This window comes from Paenibacillus sp. FSL R7-0331, assembly GCF_000758645.1.
In the GTDB taxonomy this organism is placed as follows: Bacteria; Bacillota; Bacilli; order Paenibacillales; family Paenibacillaceae; genus Paenibacillus_AQ; species Paenibacillus_AQ camerounensis.
Window position 1 is genome coordinate 2,184,646 of sequence record NZ_CP009284.1, and the last position, 21,919, is coordinate 2,206,564.

Annotated in this window: 16 protein-coding genes and 1 riboswitch; of the genes, 14 read left to right on the forward strand and 2 right to left on the reverse strand. The window is 52.4% G+C overall.

All coding sequences use genetic code 11. The features are described from left to right. Positions 1 to 10: 10 nt before the first annotated feature. The 6 genes from cobI to R70331_RS08990 all read left to right on the forward strand — a co-directional run bounded on the left by cobI (position 11) and on the right by R70331_RS08990 (position 6,473). Positions 11 to 820 (forward strand): precorrin-2 C(20)-methyltransferase, encoded by an 810-nt coding sequence (gene cobI, locus R70331_RS08965; protein WP_081947550.1) that lies wholly within the window; start codon positions 11 to 13, stop codon positions 818 to 820. Next, positions 817 to 1,620, forward strand: a complete 804-nt coding sequence (gene cobM / locus R70331_RS08970) for a precorrin-4 C(11)-methyltransferase (RefSeq protein WP_042174721.1) — start codon at positions 817 to 819, stop codon at positions 1,618 to 1,620. The genes cobI and cobM overlap by 4 nt, the downstream gene beginning before the upstream one ends. After that, positions 1,613 to 2,740 (forward strand): cobalt-precorrin 5A hydrolase, encoded by a 1,128-nt coding sequence (locus R70331_RS08975; protein WP_042174723.1) that lies wholly within the window; start codon positions 1,613 to 1,615, stop codon positions 2,738 to 2,740. Before cobM ends, R70331_RS08975 begins: the two co-directional genes overlap by 8 nt. Further along, the gene (locus tag R70331_RS08980; protein WP_042174725.1) at positions 2,724 to 4,199 is read left to right on the forward strand and encodes a cobyrinic acid a,c-diamide synthase CobB; all 1,476 of its coding nucleotides are present in this window, start codon (positions 2,724 to 2,726) and stop codon (positions 4,197 to 4,199) included. The genes R70331_RS08975 and R70331_RS08980 overlap by 17 nt, the downstream gene beginning before the upstream one ends. Before the next feature lie 124 nt (positions 4,200 to 4,323). Then, positions 4,324 to 5,205, forward strand: coding sequence for an ROK family protein (locus R70331_RS08985; protein ID WP_042174728.1), 882 nt, complete (start codon positions 4,324 to 4,326; stop codon positions 5,203 to 5,205). Between the two features lie 248 nt (positions 5,206 to 5,453). Continuing rightward, on the forward strand, positions 5,454 to 6,473 hold the full coding sequence (locus tag R70331_RS08990; RefSeq protein ID WP_042174730.1) for an HRDC domain-containing protein: 1,020 nt from the start codon (positions 5,454 to 5,456) through the stop codon (positions 6,471 to 6,473). Positions 6,474 to 6,548: 75 nt separating this feature from the next. On the opposite strand, the gene corA is transcribed toward R70331_RS08990, so the two are convergent. Beyond that, the gene (corA, locus tag R70331_RS08995) at positions 6,549 to 7,484 is read right to left on the reverse strand and encodes a magnesium/cobalt transporter CorA (protein ID WP_042174732.1); all 936 of its coding nucleotides are present in this window, start codon (positions 7,482 to 7,484) and stop codon (positions 6,549 to 6,551) included. Between the two features lie 400 nt (positions 7,485 to 7,884). Further along, positions 7,885 to 8,013, forward strand: a riboswitch (SAM riboswitch). Between the two features lie 109 nt (positions 8,014 to 8,122). Here corA and metA point away from each other — a divergent pair. From metA to R70331_RS09015, 4 genes are all read left to right on the forward strand, one after another. Then, positions 8,123 to 9,040, forward strand: coding sequence for a homoserine O-acetyltransferase MetA (gene metA, locus R70331_RS09000; protein WP_042174734.1), 918 nt, complete (start codon positions 8,123 to 8,125; stop codon positions 9,038 to 9,040). Between the two features lie 48 nt (positions 9,041 to 9,088). Then, positions 9,089 to 10,273 (forward strand): aminotransferase class I/II-fold pyridoxal phosphate-dependent enzyme, encoded by a 1,185-nt coding sequence (locus R70331_RS09005; RefSeq protein WP_042174735.1) that lies wholly within the window; start codon positions 9,089 to 9,091, stop codon positions 10,271 to 10,273. 279 nt (positions 10,274 to 10,552) lie between these two features. Beyond that, complete coding sequence (gene mqnC, locus R70331_RS09010) at positions 10,553 to 11,689, forward strand: cyclic dehypoxanthinyl futalosine synthase (protein WP_042174736.1); 1,137 nt, start codon at positions 10,553 to 10,555, stop codon at positions 11,687 to 11,689. Between the two features lie 763 nt (positions 11,690 to 12,452). Beyond that, the gene (locus R70331_RS09015; protein WP_042174737.1) at positions 12,453 to 16,787 is read left to right on the forward strand and encodes a bifunctional 2',3'-cyclic-nucleotide 2'-phosphodiesterase/3'-nucleotidase; all 4,335 of its coding nucleotides are present in this window, start codon (positions 12,453 to 12,455) and stop codon (positions 16,785 to 16,787) included. A gap of 210 nt (positions 16,788 to 16,997) precedes the next feature. Here the strand turns inward: R70331_RS09015 and R70331_RS09020 are convergent, their stop codons facing one another. Continuing rightward, entirely contained in the window at positions 16,998 to 17,183 is a 186-nt protein-coding gene (locus R70331_RS09020) for a transcriptional regulator (protein WP_231576432.1), read from the reverse strand. A 191-nt stretch (positions 17,184 to 17,374) separates the two neighbouring features. Here R70331_RS09020 and R70331_RS09025 point away from each other — a divergent pair, with 191 nt between their 5' ends. The 4 genes from R70331_RS09025 to R70331_RS32480 all read left to right on the forward strand — a co-directional run bounded on the left by R70331_RS09025 (position 17,375) and on the right by R70331_RS32480 (position 21,859). Continuing rightward, positions 17,375 to 18,217: an SPFH domain-containing protein gene (locus tag R70331_RS09025; RefSeq protein WP_042174738.1), complete on the forward strand. Its 843-nt coding sequence runs from the start codon at positions 17,375 to 17,377 to the stop codon at positions 18,215 to 18,217. Positions 18,218 to 18,230: 13 nt separating this feature from the next. After that, positions 18,231 to 18,404, forward strand: coding sequence for a type II toxin-antitoxin system antitoxin (locus tag R70331_RS31020; protein ID WP_039871515.1), 174 nt, complete (start codon positions 18,231 to 18,233; stop codon positions 18,402 to 18,404). A 501-nt stretch (positions 18,405 to 18,905) separates the two neighbouring features. Further along, positions 18,906 to 20,843, forward strand: a complete 1,938-nt coding sequence (gene thrS / locus R70331_RS09035) for a threonine--tRNA ligase (protein WP_042174740.1) — start codon at positions 18,906 to 18,908, stop codon at positions 20,841 to 20,843. A gap of 491 nt (positions 20,844 to 21,334) precedes the next feature. After that, entirely contained in the window at positions 21,335 to 21,859 is a 525-nt protein-coding gene (locus R70331_RS32480; RefSeq protein WP_042182385.1) for a 3D domain-containing protein, read from the forward strand. Positions 21,860 to 21,919: the final 60 nt, after the last annotated feature.

The following is a 21,919-nucleotide window of genomic DNA, read 5'->3' on the forward strand; positions in this document are numbered from 1 at the left end:
GGATGCGTAAATGGGCAACAATGAAGTGGAGGGACTGGAGCAGGCTGCTGGCGCTGAAGAGTGGTTGTTGGACCTGGAGGAGGAGCTGCCGGCCGAGGAGGAACCCGGCTTACTTACTGTAGGTACACTTTATGGGGTTGGTGTGGGCCCGGGAGACCCGGAGCTGATTACAGTCAAGGCCTGCCGCCTGCTTAAGGAATGTCCGGTTATCGCCTATCCTGCAGCCCGGAAAGGCGGAAAATCCTACGCCCATGAAATCGTGGAGATTTATGTAGATGCTGAGCAGAAAACGATGCTTGGCCTTGTTTTTCCGATGACCAAGGACCCTGTGCAGCTGGAGAACGGGTGGCGCTGGACAGTTGAGCTGTGCTGGAATGAGCTGCGGCACGGCAATGATGTGGCTTTTGTAACGGAGGGTGATCCGAATCTGTACAGCACCTTCATTCATCTTGCCCGGCTTATGCAGGAGCTGCATCCCGTTGTGCCGGTGGTTTCGGTACCGGGAATTTCCTCGGTGCTGGGCGCTGCCGCCGCGCTGGAGCAGCCGCTCGCCGACGGTGACCAGCGGGTTGGCATCATTCCGGCGACGGATGACCGTGAGGCGCTTAAGGAGGCGCTGCTGCAGCATGATACGGTGGTCTTTCTAAAGGTAGCCAAGGTGCTGGATACCGTACTTGATGTGCTGGATGAGCTGGGCCTCGCCGGAAAAGCTTCGGTAGTGACCAAAGTGACCTCGCCGTATGAAACGGTATGGCGGGATGCCCGGGAGCTGCGCGGCCGGGAGCTGGAATACCTCAGCTTAATGGTGGTGAGCAAATGAGCGGACTTCAGCTGGAGCCTATGGTGTACATTGTCGGTGCAGGGCCGGGCGATCCTGAGCTTATTACGGTCAAAGGCAGCCGGATTCTCCGCTTCGCGGATCTTGTCCTCTATGCTGATTCTCTGGTCAGCGAAGTCCTGGTCAGCAGCGCGAAGCCCGGGGCTGAGGTAGTGCAGAGCTCCGGACTTGATCTGGAGCAGCAGGTGGAGCTGATGGCCCGTGCTGTCCAGGAAGGCCGGAGCGTAGCGCGTGTGCATACCGGTGATCCGGCTATGTACGGCGCCATTCTGGAGCAGATGTCGCTGCTTAAGCTGTGTGGCGTCCGCTATGAGATCATTCCCGGCGTCAGCTCCGTGTTCGCATCGGCGGCGGCGCTCGGGGCCGAGCTGACCGTGCCGGAGCTGACGCAGACGGTGATTCTGACCCGTGCCGGAGGACGCACGCCGGTGCCTGAGCGGGAGCAGCTTCGAGCTCTGGCCGCTCATCACTGCACGGTGGCGCTGTTTCTCAGCGCGGGGCTGGCGGGGCATGCGGCCGGTGAGTTTCTTGCTGCCGGCTGGAGCCCGGATACGCCTGTAGCTGTCGTCAAACGGGCTACCTGGCCGGATCAGCAGATTGTGCGGACGACTGTGCAGCATCTGGAGCGGGACCTGCAAGAGGCCGGCATTACTATGCATGCCATGATTCTCGCCGGCTGGGCGCTTGACCCGGAGCTGGTGAACCGGGATGCCCACCGCTCGAAGCTGTATGACCGCGCCTTTACCCACGGCTTCCGGCAGGGAAGCAGCCAGGATGGCTAGGCGGTATGCGGCTGTAGCCATTACCCGTAACGGCATCAGGCTGGCACTGAAGCTGGGCGGACTGCTGGCGGATACTGAGGTCTACTGCTATGCCAAATACAGCGGAGAGCTGGAGGAGATTCCGGGGGAACGGCGGATTTTTGACGGTCCGGTGAAGGAGCTGCTGCCCGGTTTATTCCGCGGGTACGAGGCGGTTATTTTGTTCTTCTCCCTTGGAGCCGCTGTCCGGCTGATGGCTCCGCTGCTGGAGAGCAAGCTGACCGATCCTGCTGTCATCGTGATTGACGAGGGCGGGCAGCATGTCATCAGCGTGCTGTCCGGCCACCTCGGCGGGGCTAACCGGCTGACTCTGGAGATTGCCGGGCTGCTGCACAGCCATCCTGTCATTACGACGGCCTCCGACGTGCAGGGCGTGTTTGCGGCCGATCTGCTGGGCCGCGAATTCGGCTGGCGGCTGGAGGATTTCGCCCCGGCAAAAGGTGTAAGCGCCGCGCTGGTCAACGGTGAGCCGGTTGCTGTGCTGCAGGAAGCCGGTGAGACCGGCTGGCTGCCTCCGGGAGCCGTACTGCCGGTGCATGTCCGGCTCTGCAGCGACATGGCAGAGCTGCTTCAGCAGCCGCTTCGCGCGGCGGTCATCATCACCGACCGGCTGCTGAAGCCGGCTGAGGCAGCAGCGCTCAGCGGGCTGCCTGCTGCAGTGTACCGGCCGCGCAGCCTGGTGCTTGGCCTTGGCTGCAACCGCGGGACAGCGGCGGCCGAGCTTGAAGCAGCCGTTCTGGAGACGCTGGAGGAGCTGCGGCTGTCTCCGCTGAGCGTCCGGGGCGCAGCTACCATTACGATCAAGGGCAATGAAGCCGGGCTGCTGGAGCTGTGCGGCAAATTCGGCTGGGAGCTTGACCTGTATACAGCGGAGCAGTTGAATACAGTACCGCTTGATCAGCCCTCAGCAGTTGTGTTCAAGGCAACCGGGGCTTATGGCGTCTGTGAGCCTGCTGCCATCTTGTCTGCAGGCGGCGGGAAGCTGCTGCAGCCGAAGAAAAAAAGCGGCAATGTAACCATTGCCGTTGCCAGAGCGGCCTATGGCGGCAGGGAGGAGCAAGCGGATGAAAGAACGCAGTGAATTCAACGTTCTGGAGAAAAGCCCCAGTGAGCCACAGCACCGCCCGCGCCTGATTGTCGCGGGAACAGGCAGCGGATCGGGCAAAACAACGGTGACACTTGGGCTGATGCGGGCCTTTGCCCGGCGGGGACTGAAGGTACAAGGCTTCAAATGCGGCCCGGATTATATTGATCCGGCCTACCACGCTGCAGTAACCGGACGCCCCGCCCGTAATCTCGATTCATGGATGACCTCACACTCCTATTTGCAGGAGTATTTTCTGCGTTCTTCTGCAGATGCAGAGCTATCCATTGTGGAAGGAGTCATGGGGCTGTACGACGGAAAAGAAGCCACAGAGCTTACTGGCTCTACTGCAGAAATTGCGCTTCTCACCGGCAGCCCGGTGCTGCTGGTGGTCGATGTTCGCAGCATGGGCCGCAGCGCGGCTGCGGTCGTGCTCGGCTTCCGGCAGCTGGAGCCGCGGGTGCAGATCGCAGCGGTCATCGTGAACCGCTGCGGCAGCCCCGGCCACTACCGGACAGTTAAGGCCGCTATTGAAGCCGCCTGCGGCATCCCGGTAATCGGCGGTCTGATGCGCGACGCTACGCTGGATATACCGGAGCGGCATCTGGGCCTGCTGCCTGCGCTGGAACGGGGCGAGCTGGAGCCGCTGTTCGGGCATGCCGCGGATATGCTGGAGGCAGGCGTGAATCTGGACCGGCTGCTGGAAATTGCGCACTCTGCTCCTCCGCTGCAGTACATAGAGGCAGATGTATCACCGTCTGCCCCGGCTGTTACAGTCCGGCAGGATAACGGAGATTTTCCCGTCATAGCAGTTGCCAAGGATGCGGCATTCAATTTCTATTATGCCGACAATCTGGAGCTGCTGGCGCGTGCCGGGGCCCGGCTGCTTGAATTCAGCCCGCTGTGCGGAGATCCGGTACCGCCGGAGGCAGACGGAATCTATCTCGGCGGAGGCTTCCCCGAGGAATTCGCTGCGGAAATCTCTGCCAATGCCGGATTCCTTAACGGTCTAAGAACAGCCGCGGTGCTGGGTATGCCGCTGTATGCGGAATGCGGCGGCTATATGGTGCTGGCCCGCTCCATCACCGACCGGGCAGGGTCTGTGCACCGGATGGCCGGTATTATCCCGGCCCTTGCCGTTATGCAGCAGCGCCGCGCGGCGCTGGGCTACCGTGAAGTAACCGCGCTGCAGGACAGCCTGCTGCTGAAGCAAGGCCAATCTCTGCGCGGCCATGAGTTTCATTACTCTGTGATGCATTATGATGAACAGGAACAGCAGACTTACGCCTATGAGAGCAGGGGGCGAAGCGGCAGCCAGCCGGAGGGCTATCTCCAGGGAAATGTTATGGCCGCATATGCCCATATCCATCTTGCTTCTTATCCTCCGGCAGCAGCGCGGTTCATCTCTGTCTGCCGCTTATACCGGGAACAGCGGACTGCCGGACCCGGGCGTTAAACTTCTCATGCTACAGGGGCTTTAAGCCCTTGTCCGGCTTATATGTCAACCGCTTGTCATATAAGCCGCAGGCACGTATAATCGTTGTAAGAGAGCGTTTTATTTGTGAAGGGAGAATGCTGCTGTGAGAGTGCTAGGAGCAATTGAAGCCGGTGGAACAAAATTTGTATGCGGAATCGGATATGAGGACGGGACTGTAACCGACCGGGTAAGCTTCCCGACAACAACCCCAGAGGAGACAATGGGGCTGGTACTGGACTATTTTTCGGACAAGAAGGTTGAAGCGCTGGGAATCGGCTCCTTCGGGCCAATTGACCCTATACCCGGCAGTCCAACTTATGGTCATATAACGACAACCCCCAAACCTCACTGGGGAGGATATAATCTGGTTGGTGCGGCTGCCCGGCATTTCAATGTGCCGATCGGCTTCGATACCGATGTGAACGGGGCTGCTCTCGGTGAATATACCTGGGGTGCAGCGCAGGGACTGGACAGCTGCCTGTACATCACTGTAGGTACAGGCATCGGTGCGGGTGCAGTGGTAGGTGGCCAGCTGATTCACGGCTTATCCCATCCGGAGATGGGACATATTCTGGTTCCGCGCCATCCAGAAGATACTTACAGCGGGTTCTGCCCGTATCACAGGGATTGCCTTGAGGGTCTGGCGGCCGGCCCTGCCATCGGCAGCCGCTGGGGCAAGCCTGCCGGTGAGCTGGACGCTGATCATCCGGCCTGGGCGATGGAAGCCCACTACCTGGCCCATGCGCTGATGAACTATGTACTGATACTGTCTCCGCAGAAGATTGTTATGGGCGGCGGCGTCATGAAGCAGAGCCAGCTATTCCCGCTGATTCATGCCAAGCTGCAGGAGCTGCTCAGCGGCTATGTTCAGCACCCGGCGCTGAATCAGGAAATCGGCAGCTACATTGTGCCTCCGGAGCTTGGCGACAATGCCGGGCTTGCCGGAGCGCTCAGCCTGGCCAAGCTGGCACTTGCCGGAGCCTGATCCAAAAAGAGATTGACTGTACGGAAATATATGGTATTGTAGTTTCTAACAGCATAGCATGTATGAGGAAGCACCTCTTTCGCGATTTTCGCGGGAGAGGTGCTTTTTTTGCGTAAAGATAAGAAAGTATAGGTTTTATCAATCCTTTATCCTTATCTTTCTTGCAGAACCGGATACCGTCCTGTTTAGGACGGCGTAGCCGTTTCTACTTGTGTGCCTGCTGTAAGACGACGAAAGTAGGGATTCATATGCAGATTGTATTTTTGAACCGGTTGTCCAGAATGTCCGGAGCGGATCAGGAGGTGTATGCCCAGCTCTGGATTGGTGAGGAGGAGGGAAGCTGGCGCATCGGCTGGAGGGATTTTTCCGGAAGCCGCGAGGTAGACGAGCATATCTGGTATGAAGGCGGCTCCTGGAACGAGATGCTCTGTGTGTACAGGCATGAGCTGGCAGTGAAGATGGGCGACGGCTACAGGCCGCTGATTGAAGGTGCTTTTCATGAGGAAGAGACACTTGCCCAGCGCAGCCGTGAGCAGCAGAAGCTGCAGTATTACAGTGAGCGGCATGGCAATGAAGCTGTGTATGAGGCGTTGTGCGCCTGGCGCAGGGGAAAGGCCTCCAGTGAACGGAAGGCGCCGTATATTCTTGCCAGTAACCGTCTGCTGCGTATGCTCAGCGCTTTTCTGCCGCGTACGGAGGAAGAGCTGCTGCAGATTCCGGGAGTCGGGGAAGGCAAGGCCGCGCAGCATGGCAGCGACTGGCTTGCCGTAACTGCTGATATTCCGCGGGAGCACAGCTATCCGCTTAGCTGGGTAAATGAAGCTGTGGAGGAAGAAGCCTTCTCATCCTGGCTCTACAAGCAGAAGGAAATCAAATATAAGAAGCAGCTCGAACAGCTGCGGCTGCGGCGGATCATGCTGCAGGGCATTGAGAACGGGCTTGGCATGGAGCAGCTGCAGGCTGCGGGCGGAATCAGCCGGCGTGAGGTACTTGAAGCGGTAGAGGAGCTGGAGAAGGAGGGCTACTCTGTCGAGAAGCTGATTGAGCATGAACTGAAGGAGGTTAGCGCGGAAGAGCAGATTAACATCTGGACAGCGTATGAGCTGATGGGGGATGCTTTTTTGAAGCCTGCGTTATATAAGGCATACGGGGAGAATTTCTCGCCGTCTGAGGGGCTGGATCTCTACTATGAGCGTCTGCGGCTGATCCGTATCCGGTTCCGGCGGGCACAGCAGCCTCAGGCAGACGGAGCAGCTGTGAGCTATTAGCAATGGCAAAGGCGAAGGTTCCCCATACTTTGCAGTAGCGGTAGCCTTCGCCTCAGCGTATTCGTCCGTTATCGTTCATAGCCAATCCTTTTTGCGGAAAATCACGAGCATTCCGCAGCCGAGTGTGACCATCACGGCAATAACACCATAATAGCCGTATTGTGAATGGGTCTCGGGTATATTGTCAAAGTTCATTCCGTATATCCCGGTAATGACGGTCAGCGGCATGAATATTGTAGTTATTGCAGTGAACACCCTCATAATTTCATTGGCGCGGTTAGCGATACTGGACTGGTAGGCTTCACGCAAGTTGCCCATCAGGTCGCGGTAGGTCTCAAAGGTTTCTGAGATCTTAACCGCATTTTCATAAATATCACTGAAGTATTTCTGCAGCTGGTCATCGATCAGGCGCAGATCCTTTTTGTTCAGGGTGTTGATTACTTCCTTCTGCGGACCGAGCATCTTCTTCAGCCACAGAATTTCACTGCGCAGACCAATGATTTCGCTCAGATGCGTTTTCTTGGTATGCATCAGAATATCTTCCTCAAGCTTCTCAATCCGTGCTTCAATCCGGTCGCCCACAGAGAAATAGTTATCGACTACGATGTCAATCAGATGGTAGAGGAAGCGGTCAGGCGCACTGACCTCCTGTTCCCACAGAATGGGCTTCAGGACGCGAAGCTCATGAATTTTTTGTTTAGTCACAGTAATGATGTAGTGTCTGCCTAAGAATACGTTAAGCGCCCGGAGGAAGATTTCCTCATCATCAAACCGGATGCTGTTAACTACAATAAAATAATGGCTCTCATAAATTTCGATCTTTGGCCGCTGCTCCTCTTCGCTGAGACAGTCCTCTACGGCAAGATCATGCAGATTAAACAGGGGCTGGAGCTGCTCCAGGTCCTCATCATCAGCATCGATCCAGTAGAATCCTTCAGCCGGTGCGGTCAATGTTGCTTCAATGTCATCAATCGGGGTAAAAACGCCTGCGTTCACCAGCCGGATTTTCATCTGATTCACTCCTTATGTCCCCGGTCTTCTCCAGGGTTATGCTAATTAAAGCACACGGAAAAAATCAGCTTGGCCGGCAGTACAATCAATGCTTAAGGCCAGGATGACGTCTCGAGAGCATGAAGAAGTAGTGCTCCCGCCGCCGGCAAGCTGATGTTAATCCTGTGTGGTTGCTCACTTTGCACGCTTAACTGCGTACCCGGGTCGCCTTCCATTCTTCTCTCACCTCTGCTCCTCGTCATTTGTGCCTTTTGAAACACTTGTCTAGTATAACGCCGGGGTATGCCTCTTTCAAGCTAAATTCTTTTCATTTTCAAGGCTCTTCAGCATTGTATGGACTTGACGAAAAGCAGGTTCATGATTTAAAGTGAATTTTAAGAAAAAAATTGAATACAGCTAAATCTTATCAAGAGCAGGTGGAGGGACTAGCCCGATGAAACCCGGCAACCGGCGTGAAGACGCACGGTGCTAATTCTTGCGGAAGATATGCAGGGGAGAAAGCCCCGGCGTTGATTCTGGCAGATGAGAGAGGCACATATGACTGAACCTATATGACCTTTCTCGTGCGAGAAGGGTCATTTTTGCATGGAAATCAGTTCAAGCTCAGGTACTAATTCGATTAAGGAGTGGACACAGCAATGCCAATCAAAATCCCTGACAGTTTACCGGCGAAAGAAGTATTATCCGGAGAAAATATCTTTGTAATGGATGAAAGCCAGGCTTTTCATCAGGATATCCGTCCGCTCAGGATTGCTATCCTCAATCTGATGCCGACCAAGGAAACGACCGAGACGCAGCTGCTGCGCCTGATCGGTAATTCCCCCCTGCAGGTTGATGTCGTTCTGCTTCATCCCAGCTCCCATACCTCCAAGAATACTTCTGCGGAGCACTTGAAGAGCTTTTATACAACCTTTGACGAGATCAGCAACCGCCGGTTCGACGGACTGATTGTGACCGGCGCTCCGGTTGAGCAGCTGGAGTTCGAGGATGTGAATTACTGGGAAGAGCTGCAGCGGATTTTTGAATGGAGCAAGCACAATGTTACATCGACTATGCATATCTGTTGGGCTGCACAGGCGGGCCTGTATCACCACTTCGGTGTACGTAAAGTCAGTCTTGCCGAAAAATGCTTTGGAGTGTTCCCGCACACTGTGAGCCATAATAATGTTAAGCTGCTGCGCGGCTTTGACGAATTGTTCCATGTTCCGCACTCCCGCCATACCGATGTATCGCGTGAAGACATTGAGGCAAATCCGGAGCTGCAGATTCTGGCTGAATCGGAGGAAGCCGGGGTCTACCTCGTGGCGACACATGACGGGAAACAGATTTTTGTTACCGGACATTCCGAATATGACCCGTTCTCGCTAAAATGGGAATATGACCGTGACGTTGCAAAAGGAATGGATGTCGCGCTGCCGAAGCATTATTATCCTAAGGATGATCCGCAGCGTACACCGCCAGCCGTATGGCGTGCCCATGCGAACTTATTGTTCGCCAACTGGCTCAATTACTATGTGTACCAGGAGACACCCTACGATATTGGTCCTATTATCTAATATATAGAAGGAATTCATTCACTCAACCCCACATTAGGAGGCTCACCGATGGACGAGAAACTCAGGATTGAAAGCAGACTTGCACAAATAGGCTCACAGGAAGATCCCGCAACCGGGGCAGTTAATTATCCGATTTACAATGCAACGGCATTCCGCCACCCGCGGCTTGGACAAAGCACCGGCTTTGATTACATCCGCACCAAAAACCCGACCCGTTCTGTTCTCGAGACAGCGGCCGCTGAGCTGGAGTCCGGCGATGCCGGCTTTGCCTGCAGCTCCGGCATGGCAGCCTTGACCACCGTGTTTGCTTTGTTCGGACAGGGAGATCATCTGGTTGTTTCCCTCGACCTGTACGGCGGAACCTATCGTCTGCTGGAACGGATTCTGTCCAAGTACGGCATTACAGCCTCCTATGTGGATACCAACGATTTGGACGGGCTGGAAGCAGCCCGCCGTCCCGGGACAAAGGCAGTATTCATCGAGACACCGACCAATCCGCTGATGATGATTACAGATATTGAAGCAGTGTGTACATGGGCCCGTCATCACGGGCTGCTGACCATTGTAGACAACACACTGCTCACTCCGTTCTTCCAGCGTCCGCTTGAGCTTGGGGCAGATGTTATTGTACACAGCGCAACTAAATACTTAGGCGGCCACAATGATGTGCTTGCCGGGCTGATTGTAACCAAAGGTGCCGAGCTGTCAGCGGAAATGGCGATTCTGCACAATTCCCTCGGGGCCGTACTAGCGCCTAATGACAGCTATCAGCTGATGAAGGGCATGAAGACGCTGGCACTGCGCATGGAACGTCATGAGAGTAACGCTCTGGCCCTTGCCCGTTATCTGCTGGAGCATCCGGCAATAGCTGAAGTATTCCATCCGGGCCTGCCGGATCATCCGGGCTATGAAATCCAGAACCGGCAATCCTCAGGCAACACAGGGATCTTCTCCTTTAAGGTAAAAGATGCCCGTTACGTAGAGCCGCTGCTCCGCCATATCCGGCTGATTGCCTTTGCCGAGAGCCTCGGCGGCGTTGAATCCCTGATGACCTATCCTGCCGTGCAGACCCATGCCGATATTCCGGTGGAAATCCGCGATGCTGTAGGTGTGGATGACCGGCTGCTGCGCTTCTCTGTCGGCATTGAGCATGAGAATGACCTGATTGCCGATCTCGCACAGGCGCTGGAGGCGGCACGCGTGGAGCTTGAACAGATTGTAGCAGCTGAATAAATATACAAGGAGGGACGGCAGCGCCGCATGTGCGCCGCCGTCTTTTTTTTGAAGAGTAAGAAAGGATATGTTCACGGGGGTCCCGCTAATGACCTGAGTAAGCTTCCATGTTAAAGCCCCATTATATGGAGGTATTTCGCCTGTACACGGGAGCGGCAGCATCAAAAGATTTCTCAAGCTGCCGGTATTATGTTAGGATGGAAGAACGAATGCTTGTATCTGTTTATTTCTAAAATTTAATTATCCATAATATATGGACTTTGAAGGAGGCTGCGAACGATGAGTGCGATAGATCTTATTCTGGATAAGACGCTGAAGGGCGAACGCCTCGGGCTGGAAGACACAATCCGGCTGTTCGAGAGCAACGAAATTGAAAAAATGGGCGCAGCCGCAGACGTTATTATGAAGCGCTGGCATCCCGATCCGCTGGCCACATTCGTCATTGGCCGCAATATCAACTATACCAACGTATGCGATGTGTACTGCCGCTTCTGCGCATTTTACCGCAGACCCGGTTCAGAGGAAGGCTACGTGCTGCCCGATGAAACCATCTATCAGAAGATTGCCGAAACCATTGCTGTAAATGGAACGGAAATTCTGATGCAGGGCGGGACGAACCCGAATCTGCCTTTTAGCTACTATACAGATATCCTCCGCGGAATCAAACAGCGCTTCCCGGATATTACGATGCATTCCTTCTCTCCCGCTGAGATTATGAAGATGGTTGAAGTATCCGGCCTGCCGCTGGAGCAGGTAATGCGCGAGATTCATGCAGCTGGTCTGGATTCCTTGCCCGGCGGCGGCGCAGAGATTCTCGACGACCGCACCCGGCGCAAGATCAGCCGGCTCAAGGGCTCGTGGCGGGAGTGGATGGATGTTATGCAGACCGCGCACCGGATCGGCATGAACACTACAGCTACAATGGTTATCGGACTTGGGGAAAGTATGGAGGAACGGGCGCTGCATCTGCTGCGGGTACGTGAAGCACAGGATGAATGTATTGCTAACAAATATGATTCTGAGGGCTTCCTCGCCTTCATCTCCTGGACCTTCCAGCCGGACAATACGAACCTGAAGCTGGACCGGCAGACTCCGGAAGAGTACCTGAAGACGGTAGCAATCAGCCGGCTGGTGCTCGATAACATCAAGAACTTCCAGTCTTCCTGGGTAACAATGGGGCCTGAGGTCGGCAAGCTGTCCCTGCAGTATGGCTGTAACGACTTCGGCAGTACAATGATTGAAGAGAATGTTGTCTCCTCGGCGGGTGCGACTTACAAGGTTAACATTGAGTCGATTACCCAGCTGATCCGCGAGGCTGGCAAGATCCCGGCGCAGCGGAATACGCGTTACGACATCCTGCGTACCTTTGAGGACGGTAATGCGAAGATCGACAATGATTTTGTGATGCAGAACTAATCTTCTTATACAATACCAGCGCTTGTTCAGTATTAATCCGAATGTGGAAGGGTTAATATCGAACAAGCGTTATTTGTGTTTTTTTGTGGGATTATATGGAATAATATATATTTTTTTGATATTGCAGCAATATAATAGTTCTATGATCATTTAATACACTGCACTAGGAGGGGGTTCTTTGAAAATAATATGGACTAACCTGTTTTTAAGTCTATTAATTTTGAGCATCATAGCAGCTCTGATCGTCAAGGGAATAAGTGTATTAATTAAGAAACTGAAATAATAGCCGCATATGTTAAACAATAGAATCGAACAGAAAGCAGCTAATCCCCGTTAGGCAGTAATTGCACTGTCCGGCGCGGATTTTTGTTCTGTCTGGTACTGACCAGGGAAAGGATGAGAGACAGATTATATGTTAGAATTCCTTCCGTTTTTCGCTCCGTTTAATAATGGATAGTAATGAGATATTTTGAATAAAAATAGATTTACGTAGTTTTTTATAGTAATTATGAAAAACGGCCGGATTCATTGATATATTACGCCGTTATGTTTTGAAAGCTAACATCTGTTTTTGATGAAAATATGTATTATATGTAAAATAATATATTTCTATTAAGGCGCAATGACTAAGTTTTTGCGTGAATATATGATATTTTGCACAACTATTGGCTCTATTTTTTGCTAATTGCTAGATTCGTATAATCGCTTGTGATACAATCGTTCTCGGTCACTAAAAGAGAGAAACTGGGAGGATTAATCACTTATGGGAGAAAGACGATGGAACAAGCCGGTAGCATCATTTCTGGCAACCACAGTTCTGACTGCACAGGTTTTTGGGGGTGTGCTGGCAGGTTCATTCATTGGAGCTGATACGGCAGAAGCTGCTCCGGCAGCCGGCGTGACAGTAGATCTGCGTCTGATGAGCACGACTGATGTGCACACCAATGTTTACGGCTGGGATTATTTTAAAAATGCTGCTTCGGCGACAGTAGGTCTCGACAAAACAGCAACGCTTGTTAAAGAAGCCAGAGCTGAAAACGGAAACAATCTTTTGCTGGATAACGGTGATTTGATTCAAGGAACTCCACTAGGCACTTACATGGCCACCAAGTCAGATCTCATGACTAATGACGAGCGGATCCATCCGCTGATTGCAGCGATGAATGTTATGGAATACGACGCAGCAACCTTCGGGAATCATGAATTTAACTACGGCCTGGAATATTTGGAGCGTACGATCAACGGAAGTGCCGCTCACAAAGCGGATACTGCTGCGGATTTCCAATATCTCAATGCCAACATCTACAACATTGACGGAACAACGAATACGTATAAGCCTTATGAAATTATCGAGAAGCAGGTTGTAGGCTCTGACGGCCAGACACATACTGTAAAAGTAGGTCTGCTTGGCCTTGTAACTCCACAGATCATGGAATGGGACAAAGTTAACCTTGACGGCAAGGTTGTTGTAAAAGATATCAGTGAAACAGCCGAGAAATTTGTACCTCTAATGCAGGCTGAAGGTGCACAAGTTATCGTTGCTATGGCTCACACCGGCTTTGATGCTTCTGCTGCCTCAAACCTGACAGGTGCAGAAAATGACATAAACCAACTGAGTAAGGTAGAAGGCGTTGACGCCATTACTTTCTCGCACACACATAAAGTATTCCCTACCAACGGTGTGGATGCTTCACTGGATGCCTCCTTCAAGGATCCTAACACCAAAGCCCCTTACAATAATGATGCTGCCACAATTGACAACGTAAACGGCCACATCAACGGAACTCCGGCGGTACAGGCTGGTTACGGCGGCGGTTACCTCGGTCTGATCGATCTGAAGATCGTACAGGACGGAAGCGGCTGGGCGGTAGACAAAACAGCCTCTAAGGCTTCCACCCGTTCAATCTCCGGTAAAGCAGCTGATCCGGCTGTAGATGCGGTAGTTGGTGCCGACCACGCGGCAACTATTGAATACACCGGCCAGAAGCTGGGTGAAACCAAGGCTCCAATGAACAGCTTCTTCGCTATGGTGCAGGACGATCCGACAGTTCAGATCGTAACTTATGCACAGCAGCGTTATGTGTCCAATCTGATTAACACAGACCCTGCACTGGCTGATTACAAGGATTATCCGATTCTTAGTGTGGGTGCGCCGTTCAAAGCAGGACGCAACGGTCCTGAGGAATATACAGAGATCTCTATCCCTGCTGGTCAGGCAACAGGAGACTTGACGATTCGCAGCGCCAGCGACCTGTACCTGTACGACAACACGCTGAAGGCAATTGTTGTTGACGGCGAAACTGTAAAAGAATGGATCGAGATGAGCGCAGGCGCATTTAACCGGATCAAACCGGGCATTTCGACAGCCCAGCCGTTGCTTAATCCTGCATTTGCAGTATATAACTTCGACGTTATTGACGGTGTTCAGTACACCATTGACGTAACCAAAAATGCCAAATACAAGCCGGACGGCTCTATTAATGATGCAGCGTCCAGCCGTGTAACCAGTGTTACTTACGGCGGTGTGGAAATTCTGCCTGAGCAGGAATTCGTTGTTGTCACCAACAACTACCGTGCAAGCGGCGGCGGTAACTTCCCTGGTGTTAAGGGTTCCACAATGATTATCGACTCCCAGATGGAGAACCGTCAGGTGCTGATGGATTATATCAGTGAAGCCGGAACGGTTGATCCTACAGCTGACGGCAACTGGACAATTGCCCCGATCAAGGGCAACGTAAATGTTACCTTCACTTCTTCACCTAAAGCGGCAGCAGTATTGCCGGACAATATGCAGGATACAGGAGTTAAAGATTCCAAGGGCTTCTCTGTTTACAGTATGGATCTGAAGGCAGTAACGCCAAAGCCTACTGCAGATGTTGAGGTTCACCTGATCGGAATCAACGACTTCCACGGCCAGCTGGATACTACCTCCGTAGTAAGCGGCAAAAATGCAGGTACTGCTGCTGTTCTCGCAACGTATCTGAAGCAGGCGCGTGCCAAGTACGAACATTCCCTGCTCTTCCATAACGGTGACTCCGTAGGGGCATCTGCTCCGGTATCCTCACTTGAACGTGATGAGCCGACGCATGAGTGGATGAACCTGATGAAATTTGATGTCGGAACACTGGGCAACCATGAATTTGACCAGGGTGTTGCGGCGCTGAAAACACAAATCTTCGGCGGTATCGATCCTAAAAACAGCAGCGTTAACCATGCTGGTTCTGACTTTGATTACATTAACGCCAATGTGATTGACGTTGCGACCAATGAGCCTATCATCAATCCATATGTCATTAAAGAAGTAGGCGGCGTAAAAATCGGATTTATCGGTGTGGTTACAAAAGCAACGCCTGACAAGGTAGCACCATCCGGTCTTGTCGGTGTGAAATTCCTGTCTGTTACTGAAGAAGTAGCAGCTATTGAGAAGTATGCAAAAGAGCTTCAAGATAAAGGTGTAGAAACTATCATCGTGCTGGCTCATGACCCTGCAACTACAAAGGGAGATGCGGCAAGCGGTTTTGTAACAACGGGTGAAGCTGCAGATCTGGCAAAAGCTCTGCCTGCGAACTCGCCGGTTGACGTTATCGTGGCCGGAGACAATCACGGGTATGCTAACGACATCGTAAACGGCAAGCTGGTTGTTCAAGCTTACTCCTACGGAACAGCGTTCGAAGATATCAAGCTGGTTATTGATCACAAGACAGGTGATGTGAAATCCAAGTCTGCAACTGTAACCTCTACTTTCCAGGAAGGTGTAACACCTGATCCTGAAACGGTAGCATTGGTTAACAAATACCTGGCTAAGCATCCTGAATTGACCCAGCCTGTAGGGACTACTGACGGTACAATTACCCGTACAGATGCTTACAACAATGAAGCTTCCCTGGGTAACCTTATTGCAGATGCTATGCGTCTGGCTGATTTCGGTGACGGAGAACCAGCTGATTTCGCCTTTATGAATCCGGGCGGTATCCGTGCCGATCTTCCTAAGGGTGATGTATCCTTTGGTGATCTGGCCAAAATCCAGCCGTTCGGCAACACGCTGGTTAAGCTGACCCTTACCGGTGAGCAGATCAAAACACTGCTTCAGCAGCAATGGGCAGTAAAGGCTGATGGAGCTGCCGATACCAAAACACTGCAGATCTCCGGCCTTAAATACACGGCTGATATGTATCTGCCTGTAGCTAACCGTATCTCCAGCCTGTCAAAGGCTGACGGTACACCGATTGAAATGAGCAAGAGCTATACGGCTGTAGTAAATAACTTTATGGCTGCAGGCGGTGACAACTACACTGTACTGACCAAAGCCAGCAAGACTGTGCCCGGCCCGATCGACCTGGATGTATTCTATGATTATATTGTAGACACATTTAAGGGCGGAGCTATTACAGCTAAGACAGAAGGCCGTATTACTAACAATGTTAAGGCTCCGGCGGCTATTCCGGGCGGAAATCCTGCTCCGGCGGCAACCCCGGCACCATCTGCTACACCGGCTCCAACAGCAACAACTGCACCATCTGCTACACCTGCCCCTTCGGCAGCGCCTGGCTCCTTTACTGATCTTGGCAATGTAGTCTGGGCACAGGAAGCAATCGCATCCCTGGCAGCCAAAGGTATTGTGAAGGGTCTGGAGAACGGCCAGTTTGCACCAGCCAAAACAGTAACCCGTGCTGAATTTGTAACGATGCTTGTACGTGCACTTAATTTGAGTGCTCCGGCATCCGGTACAGCATTTAACGATGTGAAGCAGGGCGTATGGTATACCGATTCTATCGCTGCTGCTGTGAGTGCAGGCATTGTAAAAGGCTCCGGCAACGGCAAGTTTGAACCGGGCCGTGAAATTACCCGCGAGGAAATGGCGATCATGATCGTTAATGCTCTTGCCGGCCAGCTGGAACCAGTCGATACTTCTGCAGCTCTGGGACAGTTTGCTGACAAAGCCTCGATTGCGCCATATGCCCAGGAAGCTATTGCGCAGCTGACTCAGCTGGGTATCGTTAACGGGGTAGACGGCGGCAAATTTGCACCAAAAGCAATGGCGAACCGTGCCCAGGCAGCGGTAATTATCTACCGTGTGCTTGAGAATAAAGCCTCATAATTCAGCATTTATAGAAGATGCCTCCCTCTCATCTGCGGATGACGGGGAGGCATCTTTTTTATGGATATGAATGAATAGGTTATGGGTTCCCCGTAAAGTACCTAAGTCAGCTTCCATGGTAAGGCCCCGGTTAGTGGGGGGATGCAGTTTGAACCTGCAGCAAACAGGCCCATGCGGGATGGCATGGGCCTGTCCGATGTACCCGGCTATTTATTTCACAGCGGCTTCCCATTTACAGCGGACCGGTGAGACAATCGCATTTTCCTTCTTCAGTTCTGTAAAGGCTTTGTCTACCGCTTTACGCTCCAGCCCGGAGAGCTTTTCTACTTCACCTGCGCTTAGCGGGGCTGCTGATGCTTTGATAATGTCCAGCACTTGTTCTTTTATGCTCATCATTGTCACGTCCCTATCCAATATATTCTTCGAAAGAAAGACTGCTTAGCTTTGTAGTATAGAAGAGGCGGAGCAAAAAGGCAGTGACTTTTATCGAATAAGACTGCGGATTTCAAATAATACTGATTTACAGTTGTATCCAAAAGTGATATCATAATTATATCAAATACATATCTTTATGGAGGTGCTTTTTTATGAAGGAAAAAGTATTGCGTCCGGTAAGCGGCTTCTGGGTTATTGCACTGATTGCGGTCTGTCTGGCAGGCGGAATATACGGGGTGGCCCAGGAATATGTTGTGTTGCCTGTGATTCTGTTTATAGCTGCCGGAGTCCTGTGCACAAGCATCACTATCGTACAGCCTAATAAGTCTATTGTTGTCACCTTCTTCGGACAATACGTCGGAACGATTGTGAAGAGCGGGATGTGGGCGGTTGTTCCGTTCAGTATCCGTAAGACTGTGTCACTGCGGGTGCGCAACTTTAACAGCGTCAAGCTGAAGGTGAACGATGTAGAGGGGAATCCGATTGAAATAGCGGCAGTAATTGTATTCAAGGTTATCAATTCTGCGAAGGCATTGTTCGATGTGGATAAATACATGGCTTTTGTAGAGATTCAGAGCGAGACAGCGCTCCGGCATGTAGCGAGTAAATATCCGTATGATAACTTTAATGAATCGGGAATGTCACTGCGGGCTAATGCAGATGAGATTGCCAAAGAGCTGGCCTCAGAACTGCAGGAACGACTGTCGCTGTCCGGTGTAGAGGTAATTGAGGCGCGCCTGACTCATCTGGCGTATTCAACGGAGATTGCCAGCACGATGCTTCAGCGCCAGCAGGCTTCAGCTATTCTCTCTGCGCGGCAGATTATTGTAGAAGGTGCTGTCGGCATGGTGGATATGGCAATCCGTCAGCTAAGAGAGAACGGTGTAGTTGAGCTTGATGAAGAGCGCAAGGCTGCGATGATTAATAACCTGATGGTGGCGATTGTGTCGGAACGCGGAGCGAGCCCGGTCATTAATGCCGGATCGTTATATTAGGGGATGATGAAATATGGCGGCCAAGAAGAGCTTTCCGCTGCGGATTGATCCGGAGCTGTATGAAGCGCTGGAGCGTTGGGCGGGAGAAGAATTTCGCAGCGTAAACGGACATATTGAATATCTGCTGCGTGAGTCTTTGAAGCGCGCGGGCCGCTTGCCGGGGAAGAAACGCCGGGAAGAGGAGTGAGCAGGATAAGCAGATTGATGTTATGGCAGCACTAACCCTGGCGCGGTATTAGGCTGACACAGTCAGCTTCTGTCTCGGTTTGGCGGTTCTCCTTCAGACTGCAGGCTTGACTGATACTGCGGACAGCTTTATAATTACTGCATAATTCACGTTAAAAGCATCGACAAAGACACGGATCGTTAATTCAGGACCGCTACAGAGAGAGGGAACCCAGGCTGCAAGTCCCTCCGGTATCCGGCTTCCGGTCTACCCCTTTGTAGCTGCGGTTATGAACTTCCGGCCGGCCTATGCGCCTGGTACGGGACAGTAAGAACCGCCGGTTCATGGCCGTTATTCCCATGCTGATGAAGGATTCTGGTTATAGAATCGAATTTGGGTGGAACCACGGGTGTAATCACTCGTCCCTGCGCGGGACGGGTGTTTTTTGTTTGCGTGGATGGCCCCATACCGCAGTCAGTGCCTTTACGCGCTTTCGTTAACCAACCATTAGGAGGAATAACAATGTCAGTTAGTATTAAGCTGCCGGACGGATCGGTCCGGGAATACGAGAACGGCAGCAGCATCGAAGATGTAGCCGCCTCCATCAGCAGCGGCCTGCGTAAGAATGCAGCCGCAGGCAAGCTCAACGGAGTAGTCGTTGACCTGTCGACACCGCTTGAGGAGGGTGCTCTTGTCGAGATTGTTACCTTGGATTCACCGGAAGGCTTAGAGGTTGTGCGTCATAGTACAGCTCACCTCATGGCTCAGGCAGCAAGACGCCTGTTCGGTGCTAAGGAAGTTAAGCTTGGTGTGGGACCGGTTATTGAGGACGGCTTCTATTATGATATGGATCTGGAGCACCCGCTCAATCCGGAAGATCTGCTGAAGATCGAGAAGGAAATGGAACGTATCGTGAATGAGAATCTGCCGATTGTGCGCAAGGAAGTCAGCCGCAAGGAAGCGCTGGAGATCTTTGGAGAGCTGGGCGACCCGTACAAGCTGGAGCTGATTGAGGCTCTGCCGGAAGACAGCGTAATTTCGATCTATGAGCAGGGTGAATTCTTTGACCTGTGCCGGGGGCCGCACGTGCCGTCCACTTCAAAGATTAAAGTGTTTAAGCTGATGAATGTGGCAGGAGCGTACTGGCGCGGAGACAGCAAAAACAAAATGCTTCAGCGCGTATACGGAACAGCCTGGAACAAGAAGGCACAGCTTGATGAGTATCTGCATCTGCTGGAAGAGGCCAAGAAGCGTGACCACCGCAAGCTGGGCAAAGAGCTGGAAATCTTCACCTTCAACCAGCTGGTCGGACAGGGCCTGCCGATCTGGCTGCCTAAGGGTGCCAAGCTGCGCAGCATTCTGGAGCGCTATATTGTAGATTTGGAAGCAAGCCTCGGCTATCAGCATGTATACACGCCTGTACTTGGTAATGTAGAACTGTACAAAACCTCAGGTCACTGGGAGCACTATCAGGAGGATATGTTCCCTAAGATGGTTATCGATACCGAGGAGTTCGTGCTCCGTCCGATGAACTGTCCGCATCACATGATGATCTATAAGAGCTCCATGCACAGCTACCGTGATCTGCCGATCCGGATTGCCGAGCTCGGAACCATGCACCGTTATGAAATGTCCGGCGCACTGACCGGCCTGCACCGCGTCCGCTCCATGACGCTGAATGATTCCCATATTTTCTGCCGTCTGGATCAGATCAAAAGCGAATTCAAACGCGTGCTTGAGCTGATTAAGCAGGTATATAGCGATTTCGGGATTCACGATTACCGCTTCCGCCTGTCCTACCGTGATCCGCAGGATACCGAGAAGTACTTCCAGAACGATGAAATGTGGGAGACTGCACAGCGTATGCTTCGCGAGGTAGCGGAAGAAGCCGGCTTGCCGTTCTTTGAAGCGGAAGGCGAAGCTGCTTTTTACGGGCCGAAGCTGGATGTGCAGATCCGTACTGCACTTGGCAAGGAAGAAACGCTGTCCACCGTACAGATCGATTTCCTGCTGCCTGAACGCTTTGAACTGGAGTATGTTGGAGACGACGGTAATAAGCACCGTCCGGTTGTCCTGCACCGCGGTATTCTGGGAACAATGGAACGTTTCGTAGCCTTCCTGCTGGAGAACTTTGCCGGCTCCCTTCCGCTGTGGCTGTCGCCGCAGCAGGTCAAGATTATTCCTGTATCGTCAGCATTTGACGAATACGCCAAGGATGTGGAAGCAAAGCTGCAGAGAAGCGGCATCCGTGCTGAAGTGGATCTGCGTAATGAGAAGCTGGGCTACAAAATCCGTGAAGCCCAGCTGGAGAAGCTTCCATATATGTTCGTAGTCGGAGAGAACGAAATGAACGCCGGCACAGTCTCCGTCCGCAAACGCGGAGAAGGCGATATCGGCGCCAAGCTGCTGGATGAAGTTATTGAAGCCCTGAGTAAGGAAATCTCCGGCCGCGTCATCTGATTTAACCGTCATCTGTGTTCTTAATCAGGCGGTATAAGCCTGCCCTAACAGCCTCTGTCATAAGCCGCATGAAGCCGCCTTAAGGCGCTTTATGTATAAAATTTTGTGAAACGGGAAACCTTCGCTAATAGGGGGAGGTTTATCAAATGAACAAAATGGGCTTATGCCAGAGGCTTTGGTGTGTAATGGTTACGGCAGTGCTAATATCAGCTGTTGCCGGTATCTATCCGGATTACGGGCGGAAATCCGCTGAGGCCAGAGGGACCGCGGATATTACAGACCGGCTGAACTACGGCACAATGAAAGCAGATGATTTTCAAAATACACAGGGTTCGCCCTTCTTTACAAGCATTAACGGAAAGGCTCAGCAGGAGGAACGGATCACCGGACGTGCCATTGAACATTCACAGGAGGCGTTCTTTACAGGAGCTTCACAGCTCGGAGGGACTTCGCGGGTGAAGCCGGCCGCAACAGCGGCCCCGCAGCCGACAATGGCCCCGCAGCCGACAGCTGCGCCAGCCGTCAAGAAGCCGGATACCGCAGCCAAGCAGCAGCCGGCTTCAGTGCCTGTAGCCGCACCGGCGCCAGAACAGATTATTACTTCAATGAAGGTTACAGCTACCGGATATACAGCAGGCTACGAGTCTACGGGCAAAACATCCAAGCACCCGCAATACGGCATTACCTATTCAGGTGTTAAGGTGCGCCGTGACAAAAATTCAGTGTCGACTATTGCTGCCGATCCGAAGGTTCTGCCGCTGGGCAGCATACTGTATATTCCCGATTACGGATATGCGGTCGTTGCCGATACAGGCTCAGCAATCAAAGGGCGGAAGATTGACTTGTATTTTGCCACAACCAAGCAGGTGTATAAGGAATGGGGTAAAAAGACAGTTGTCGTTCAGCTGATCAAACGCGGTAATGGGAAATGCACGGAAGGCATGCTTAAGGATCTTGGTAGTGCAATCAAGACATACAAAACCGTTCCTCAGGATATCTTGGAAGAGATTATTTAGCGTAATACAAAGCTGCTCACCAAGGTTGAAATTTTTTTCACTTGCAGATGCATAATACTG